Below are 6,306 nucleotides of genomic sequence, written 5' to 3' on the forward strand. Positions count from 1 at the left end.
GCTAGTCCGCGCGATCGGCCGCGCTATACCTCGTCGCGCTGGATGCGCAGGGCGGTGATGGTGGAGGCCAGGCCCTCGTACTGGTTGACGAGCAGGACGATTTCGATGAGACGACGCTCGTCGTAATGCTCGGCCAGGGTCGACCAGGCGGCATCGTCGATATCGCGAGACTCCACCAATTGATCGACAGCGCCCAGCAGGGCGCGGTGCTTGTCCGACCATTCGGGCGCGGACGGTCCGATGCGGAGGCGATCCAGGATTTCGAACGTGACGCCGGCGCGTTTGCCGAGGCGGATGTGGTGGTCCATCTCGTATTCGCAGGCACGCAGGTGCGCGACGCGCAGGATCACGAGTTCCGACTCGTGCCGCGGCAGTCTGCCGCCCGGCATCAGCTTGCCCGAGTAGTGCAGCCAACCCCGGAATAAGCCCTTGGTGCGACCGAGAGTGCTGAACAGATGGGCGTCGTCGGTCCCCGCGGCGCGGGAGAGCACCTGCCAGACAAGCCAATTGACGGGACCCAGCTCCCGGAGCCGGCCAGGTGAAACCCGTGGTTGCCACGCCGAAACCATGCTTGCGCCTCCTCCTCCGCGATCTCCGGTAGCGCGCCTGCGCTGCGGGGATCCTGATTGCGGGGCCCGAGGGGGACGGGCCGATCCGAGCGTACTAAAGCGGGCCGGTGAGGTCCGGGAAGTCCGGGCTCCGAGGCGTCGTCCCGCCGCGCCGCGAGCCGGGCCGGGCAACCGTCCGATACGGGTCAACAAGGCGACCGGCCGGTCCGCGTCAAGGCATTGTTTGTGCCGCTCTAGGGTTTTCGGTGGTCTTCGTGGTGATAGCGCGTCATCATCAGTACCGGCGCGGTCGTGCGGCGGGAGGACCGGGTCGATCCGAATGAGGCGGGCAGGAAAACGCGATGCTGGTGAAGATCAAGACCGGAGCGACCCTTTCCGGGGCCGAACAGGAGTTCGTCGAGTCCTTGCGACTCTTCCCGACGACGTGCCTGGCGGTGGTCGACCTGGATGTGGGCGACAACGGAACCCGGCAGGTCGACGCGGTGCTCTTCACCGCACGCGGCATCACGGTGATCGAGGTCAGGGGCTTCCGGCGCCGCCAGAGCGGCATTCTCAGTATTCCCGCCGACGGGCCGTGGACGATCAGCGATGCGCGGGCCGACTTGGACGACGAAGGCGCGGTCAGCCCGTCCGACCAGCTGGAACACGCGGTGTACGCGGTGAAGAGCCGACTGGAGCGGGCGCTGCTCGACCCGGGTCATGTGTGCGGTGCGGTGGTGCTCGTCCCGTTCCGCGGCGTCGTTGTGCGCCCGGCGCGCACCAACCTGCGCCCCGGTATCGATGTCCTCGCCGCCAATGCTCGCGACGCGACCGAACTGCGCATCTACCTGGAAGGCTTCTCCGCGGGCCCGCGCAACTGGACCGCTGACCGCGTCTTCGCCGCCTACCGAGCACTCGGCGTGGACAACGGCCCCTCACGCGCCGAACTCATCGCCGACGGGTTCGACGCGGTACTTCCCGACCCGAACCTGATCGGCTTGCCGGAGACCGGACCGCCGCGGGTCGCGCCGATCCCCGGCGAGCCGACGCGACGCCAGAGCATTGCCTCCTGGGTTGTCGTCGCACTCGCGGTCATCGGGATTTTCGTCGTCATCGGCGCGATCATCACCGGTATCGCGCACGATTCCGGTCGCGCGCACCCCGAACCGGGCGGTGGGATGACGAGCTCGACACCCTCGCCGCCGCCGTATCATCCGGTCGAATGCTGGCCCCTCCAGCCGGATTGCTGATCGCTCGAGTCTGCCCGGATCGGCTCGGCCGAGCGTCAATCGCGCACGGCGCGAGCGAGTTTGGTCAGGTCGAGGGCCTGCTGGGCACGCGAGAGAACATGGGCTCGTGAACTGTCGATATGGGCGGTGAGGGTGCCGAGGGCCCGGCCGGGGTTGCCGGACAGGAGTTGTTCGGCGATGGCGATGTGTTCCGCGGTCATGGTGGCGATGCGATCGGGGGTCGGCAGATCCAAGGTGCGGACCGGGCGCACCCGGACGTAGACGCCGGTGAGCGCGTCGGCCAGCGCCGTATTGCCCGCCGCGGCGAGCAGTGTCGTATGGAACTGCTCGTCGGCGGCAACCAGTGCCGGGCCCGGCTCGGGCGGATCCTCGAGCATTCGGCGCCAGGTGTCGAGTTCCGCACGCACCAGTGCCAGATCGTGTGCGGGTGCCGGGTCGAACCTGCTTTCCACTCGTTCGGCGGCGTGCGCGACATCGAGGATGCGCTGAATCCCCCTGGTTTCCAAGACGATCCGCAGCTCGTACAGGTTGTTCAGTTCCTCGAGGCGCGGCCGGTAGGGGTACAGCCCGTCGGTGTGCCGCTCGACGAGGCCGTCGGCCTGCAGGCGGGCCAGCGCCTCCCGCACCGGGGTGCGGGACACACCGTATATCTCGGCGAGACGCTCCTCGCCGAGCCGTTCGGTCGGCACGATCGCTCCCGTGGCCAGGTCCCGCCGCAGCGAGTGATACACCCTCTCGCTCAGCGGGACTCGGCCCCTGCGCGTCACGGCGGCCAGCTCAGATCGCCATCGCCGAGCGAACCGCGGTCTCCGCACTCGCACCGCCCGCACCATCGGAGCCAACGCGCCCGGATTGCAGGATGTAGTAGTGCTGGGCGGCTTGCAGCGCGAAGCCGATGTGCTGTTCGACGAGCAGCACACTCAGTCCGCCGCGCCGGGTGAGATCGATGATGGTGCGCTCTATTTCGGCGACCACCGACGGCTGGATGCCCTCGGTCGGCTCGTCCAGGATGAGCAGCTTCGGCTCGGTGATCAGGGCCCGCGCGATCGCCAGCTGTTGGCGCTGGCCGCCGGAGAGCAGGCCGGCCTTGCGGGTCAGCAGCTCGCGCAGGGCAGGAAACAGGTCGAGCGACTCATCGATCAGCGCCTTGCCGCGCTTGCGGCCATCGGCGACGACCTGGAGGTTCTCCGCGGTGGTCAGCTGCGGGAAACTCTGTTGTCCCTGCGGCACATACGCGATGCCGCGCCGCACCCGGCGCGACGGTGACATCTTGGTGATCGTCTCGCCGTTGAACTCGATCCGGCCCGATTTGGCGCCGATCAGGCCGACGGCGGTGCGCAGCAGGGTGGTCTTGCCCGCGCCGTTGTGTCCCATGATCGCCACGACGCTGTCGTCCGGGACGGTCACCGAAACCCCGTGGATCACCTCGGTCCGGCCGTAGCCGGAGTGGATATCGACGAGTTCAAGCATCGGCGGCCTCCTTGTTCGCTGCGGTGGAGCTCTTTTCGGCGGTCCCGTCCAGCCCGATGGCCGCCGCGGTGCCGAGGTAGACCTCCTGCACCTTCGGATCGGCCTGCACCTGCTCGACCGTGCCTTCGCTGAGCACCTTGCCCGCGGCGAGCACCGTCACCGAGGTGGCGAAGGCGCGCATGAAATCCATATCGTGCTCGACCACGATGACGATGCGTTCGCCGCCGATGCGGCGCAACAGGTTTCCGGTCTCCTCACGTTCTTCGGCGCTCATGCCCGCGACCGGTTCGTCGAGCAGCAGCACCGAGGCGTTCTGGACCAGCAGCATGCCGATCTCCAGCCACTGTTTCTGCCCGTGGGCGAGCACACCGGCAGGCTTGTCGCGCAGCTCGCCGAGGCCGGTGATCTCCAGCGCCTCTTCGATACTCGGCAGTACCGAGGTGCGCCGCCGCAGCATGGTCAGCGCCGAGCGGCCCGCGCCCGCCGCGATATCGAGGTTCTGCAGGACGCTGAGCTGTTCGAAAACGCTTGCCGTCTGGAAGGTTCGGCCGATGCCGAGACGCGCGATCTGGTGCACCTTCTTGCCGAGCAGTTCGACGCCGGACTTCTGCGCCGACCCGGTGGCGGGCACGAGTCCGGTGATCGCATCGATGAGCGTGGTCTTGCCTGCGCCGTTAGGGCCGATGAGGAAGCGCAGATCACCTTGCAACACAGTCAGATCCACGTCGGTCACGGCTTTGAAGCCGTCGAAACTCACCGAAAGACCGCGGATTTCGAGGTACTCACTCGACATGCCCGCATTGCCGCCGAGCTTCGGTTCGTGGGTTGTCTCGGTCATCGGGACTTCACCTTCTCCTCGACCAGTGCGTCATCGGGCAGTGCGGCACTCGCGATGACCGGCGCCGGTGCGGCGGGCGTCGCCGGTGCGGTTCGCCGGAATCTGCCCTCCAGAGCGCCTTTCGCCATCGGCCAGACACCGGCCAGGCCTGCCGGAATGAACCCGACGACCACGATGAACAGCACGCCCTGCAGGTAGGTCCAGCTGGACGGGAATTCCTCCGAAAGCGCGGTCTGCGCCCACGCGACGCCGATCGCGCCGAGCACCGGCCCGAGCAGGGTGGTCCGGCCGCCGATCGCGACGCCGATGATGAAGGCGATGGAGGGCACCACCCCGATATCGGCGGGTGAGATGATGCCGACGATGGGGGTGAACAGCGCGCCCGCGATGCCCGCGAAGAAGGCCGCGACGACATAGGCGACGATTTTGACGTTGGCCGGGTCGTAGCCGAGGAAGCGCACCCGCTCCTCCTGATCACGCACGGCCACGAGCAGTTCGCCGTAGCGACTGCGCATCAGCTGGCGGACCAGCGCGACGACCACGAGCAGCGTGCCCGCCGCGATGAAGAACAGCATCTGCCGGTTGGCCGGATCCGACAGCTTGAATCCGAAGAAGGCGCGGAAGTCCGAAAGGCCGGTGAAGCCGCCGATCTTCTGCTGACCGGTGAGCAGGATAGCGAGCGCGGCGGCGAGCGCCTGGCTCAAGATAGCGAAGTAGGTGCCCTTGACGCGGCGCTTGAACACGCCGTACCCGAGCGCCGCCGCGACGAGCGCGGGCAGCACCAGAATGCCGATCAGCGCGACCGGACCCGAGGCGAAAGGCTGCCAGAACGAAGGCAATTCGCGAATGCCCGCGATCTCCATGAACTCCGGCACGTCGTTGTGCAGCCTGGCCGCGTCGGCCATCTGCAGATGCATCGCCATGATGTACGCGCCGATGCCGAAGAACACGCCCTGACCGAGGGTGAGCATTCCGCCACGGCCCCAGGCCAATCCGATGCCCGCCGCGACGATGGCGAAGCACAGGAACTTGGCGAGCAGGTTCAGCCGGAAGTCGCTGAGCATGGCGGGCGCGACCGCGAACAAGAGGATCGCGGCGACGGCGAACCCACCGAGTGTGGTCAGCGAGGAGTGTGCGCGCCACCGTTGCACAAGTGTGGTCATGCGAGGCTCCTTGTCCGGACCGTGAACAGGCCCTGCGGCCGGACCTGCAGGAAGATCACGATGATGACGAAGACGATCACCTTGGCGATGGACGCGGTGGTCGAGTATTCGATGTAGGAATTGAGCAGGCCGAGCGCGAACGCCGCGATGACCGTGCCCTTGATCTGCCCGAGGCCGCCGATCACCACTACGAGGAACGCGTCGATGAGATAGCTCTGTCCGATGGTGGGGCTGGTCGAACCGATCAGGGTGAGCGCGACACCCGCGACACCGGCCAGACCGGAGCCGATGAAGAACGTGCTGATATCGGTGACGCGACTGGAAACGCCGCTGGTCTCGGCCAATCCGCGATTCTGCACCACTGCGCGGATGCGGCGGCCGAGCGGTGTCGTCTTGAGCACCGTGGCCAGTGTGGTCACCGCGACGACCGCGAGCACGAGGATGAAGATGCGCGTCTTCGGCACCACCGCGCCCATGATGGTGATGCCGCCGCCGAGCCATTCGGGGACGAGCACATTCTTGGCCGGTGCGCCGAAGATGTCGCGGGCCAGCTGTTGCAGCACCAGGCCGACACCGAAGGTGACGAGCAGGGTGTCCAGCGGCCGGTCGTACATCCAGCGAATCAGGCCCATCTCGAGTGCGGCGCCGAGCAGGCCGCCGACGAGGAACCCGATGAGCAGCGACACCACCAGCGAGACACCTGCCGACGAGAACACTTTCTGCACAACGTAAGTCGTGTAGCAGCCGGCCATGATGAACTCGCCGTGCGCCATGTTGATCACGCCCATCTGACCGAAGGTCAGCGAAAGGCCGAGCGCGGCGAGCAACAGAATTGATCCCAGGCTCAGCCCGGTGAAGAGCTGGCCGATCAGCACGTCCATAACGGTTCCTAACGGTGTGTGCCGGGGGGGGGCCCCGCGCCCCCCCCCCCCCCCCCCCCCCCCGCCCGGCCCGCAGACAGGCGCCCGGGGCCACGCCCGGGCCCAGGAGTCGGCGGGGGGGGTGGGGGCTGGGCGCCGAGCCACCACCCACGTCTG

General features: G+C 67.6%; 7 protein-coding genes. 1 reads left to right on the plus strand and 6 read right to left on the minus strand.

What is annotated here, in order from left to right:
* Positions 1-23: 23 nt before the first annotated feature.
* Entirely contained in the window at positions 24-569 is a 546-nt protein-coding gene (locus tag ACFU4Z_RS06190; RefSeq protein WP_379060184.1) for a carboxymuconolactone decarboxylase family protein, read from the minus strand.
* Positions 570-910: 341 nt separating this feature from the next.
* Between ACFU4Z_RS06190 and ACFU4Z_RS06195 the strand changes: the two genes are divergently transcribed.
* Positions 911-1,798 carry a nuclease-related domain-containing protein gene (locus ACFU4Z_RS06195; RefSeq protein WP_379060185.1) on the plus strand — a complete coding sequence of 296 codons (888 nt, stop codon included), beginning with the start codon at positions 911-913 and terminating at the stop codon, positions 1,796-1,798.
* Positions 1,799-1,833: 35 nt separating this feature from the next.
* On the opposite strand, the gene ACFU4Z_RS06200 is transcribed toward ACFU4Z_RS06195, so the two are convergent.
* Genes ACFU4Z_RS06200 through urtB form a run of 5 tightly spaced genes read right to left on the minus strand, consistent with a single transcriptional unit; the run spans position 1,834 to position 6,150 of the window.
* Positions 1,834-2,565 (minus strand): GntR family transcriptional regulator, encoded by a 732-nt coding sequence (locus tag ACFU4Z_RS06200; protein ID WP_379060186.1) that lies wholly within the window; start codon positions 2,563-2,565, stop codon positions 1,834-1,836.
* A 10-nt stretch (positions 2,566-2,575) separates the two neighbouring features.
* Complete coding sequence (gene urtE, locus ACFU4Z_RS06205; protein ID WP_379060187.1) at positions 2,576-3,268, minus strand: urea ABC transporter ATP-binding subunit UrtE; 693 nt, start codon at positions 3,266-3,268, stop codon at positions 2,576-2,578.
* Positions 3,261-4,106, minus strand: coding sequence for an urea ABC transporter ATP-binding protein UrtD (gene urtD, locus ACFU4Z_RS06210; RefSeq protein WP_379060188.1), 846 nt, complete (start codon positions 4,104-4,106; stop codon positions 3,261-3,263). The genes urtE and urtD overlap by 8 nt, the downstream gene beginning before the upstream one ends.
* Positions 4,103-5,269, minus strand: coding sequence for an urea ABC transporter permease subunit UrtC (gene urtC / locus ACFU4Z_RS06215; RefSeq protein ID WP_379060189.1), 1,167 nt, complete (start codon positions 5,267-5,269; stop codon positions 4,103-4,105). The genes urtD and urtC overlap by 4 nt, the downstream gene beginning before the upstream one ends.
* Positions 5,266-6,150 carry an urea ABC transporter permease subunit UrtB gene (gene urtB / locus ACFU4Z_RS06220; RefSeq protein WP_379060190.1) on the minus strand — a complete coding sequence of 295 codons (885 nt, stop codon included), beginning with the start codon at positions 6,148-6,150 and terminating at the stop codon, positions 5,266-5,268. The genes urtC and urtB overlap by 4 nt, the downstream gene beginning before the upstream one ends.
* Between the last annotated feature and the right edge of the window lie 156 nt (positions 6,151-6,306).

The sequence above is a fragment of the Nocardia sp. NPDC057440 genome (genome assembly GCF_042802915.1).
GTDB lineage: Bacteria > Actinomycetota > Actinomycetes > Mycobacteriales > Mycobacteriaceae > Nocardia.

Excerpts from the sequence above, each read along its gene's own strand:
- ACFU4Z_RS06195 (WP_379060185.1), top strand. The coding sequence starts at position 911 with ATGCTGGTGAAGATCAAGACCGGAGCGACCCTTTCCGGGGCCGAACAG.
- urtC (WP_379060189.1), bottom strand. The coding sequence starts at position 5,269 with ATGACCACACTTGTGCAACGGTGGCGCGCACACTCCTCGCTGACCACA.
- urtB (WP_379060190.1), bottom strand. The coding sequence starts at position 6,150 with ATGGACGTGCTGATCGGCCAGCTCTTCACCGGGCTGAGCCTGGGATCA.
- urtD (WP_379060188.1), bottom strand. The coding sequence starts at position 4,106 with ATGACCGAGACAACCCACGAACCGAAGCTCGGCGGCAATGCGGGCATG.
- ACFU4Z_RS06190 (WP_379060184.1), bottom strand. The coding sequence starts at position 569 with ATGGTTTCGGCGTGGCAACCACGGGTTTCACCTGGCCGGCTCCGGGAG.
- urtE (WP_379060187.1), bottom strand. The coding sequence starts at position 3,268 with ATGCTTGAACTCGTCGATATCCACTCCGGCTACGGCCGGACCGAGGTG.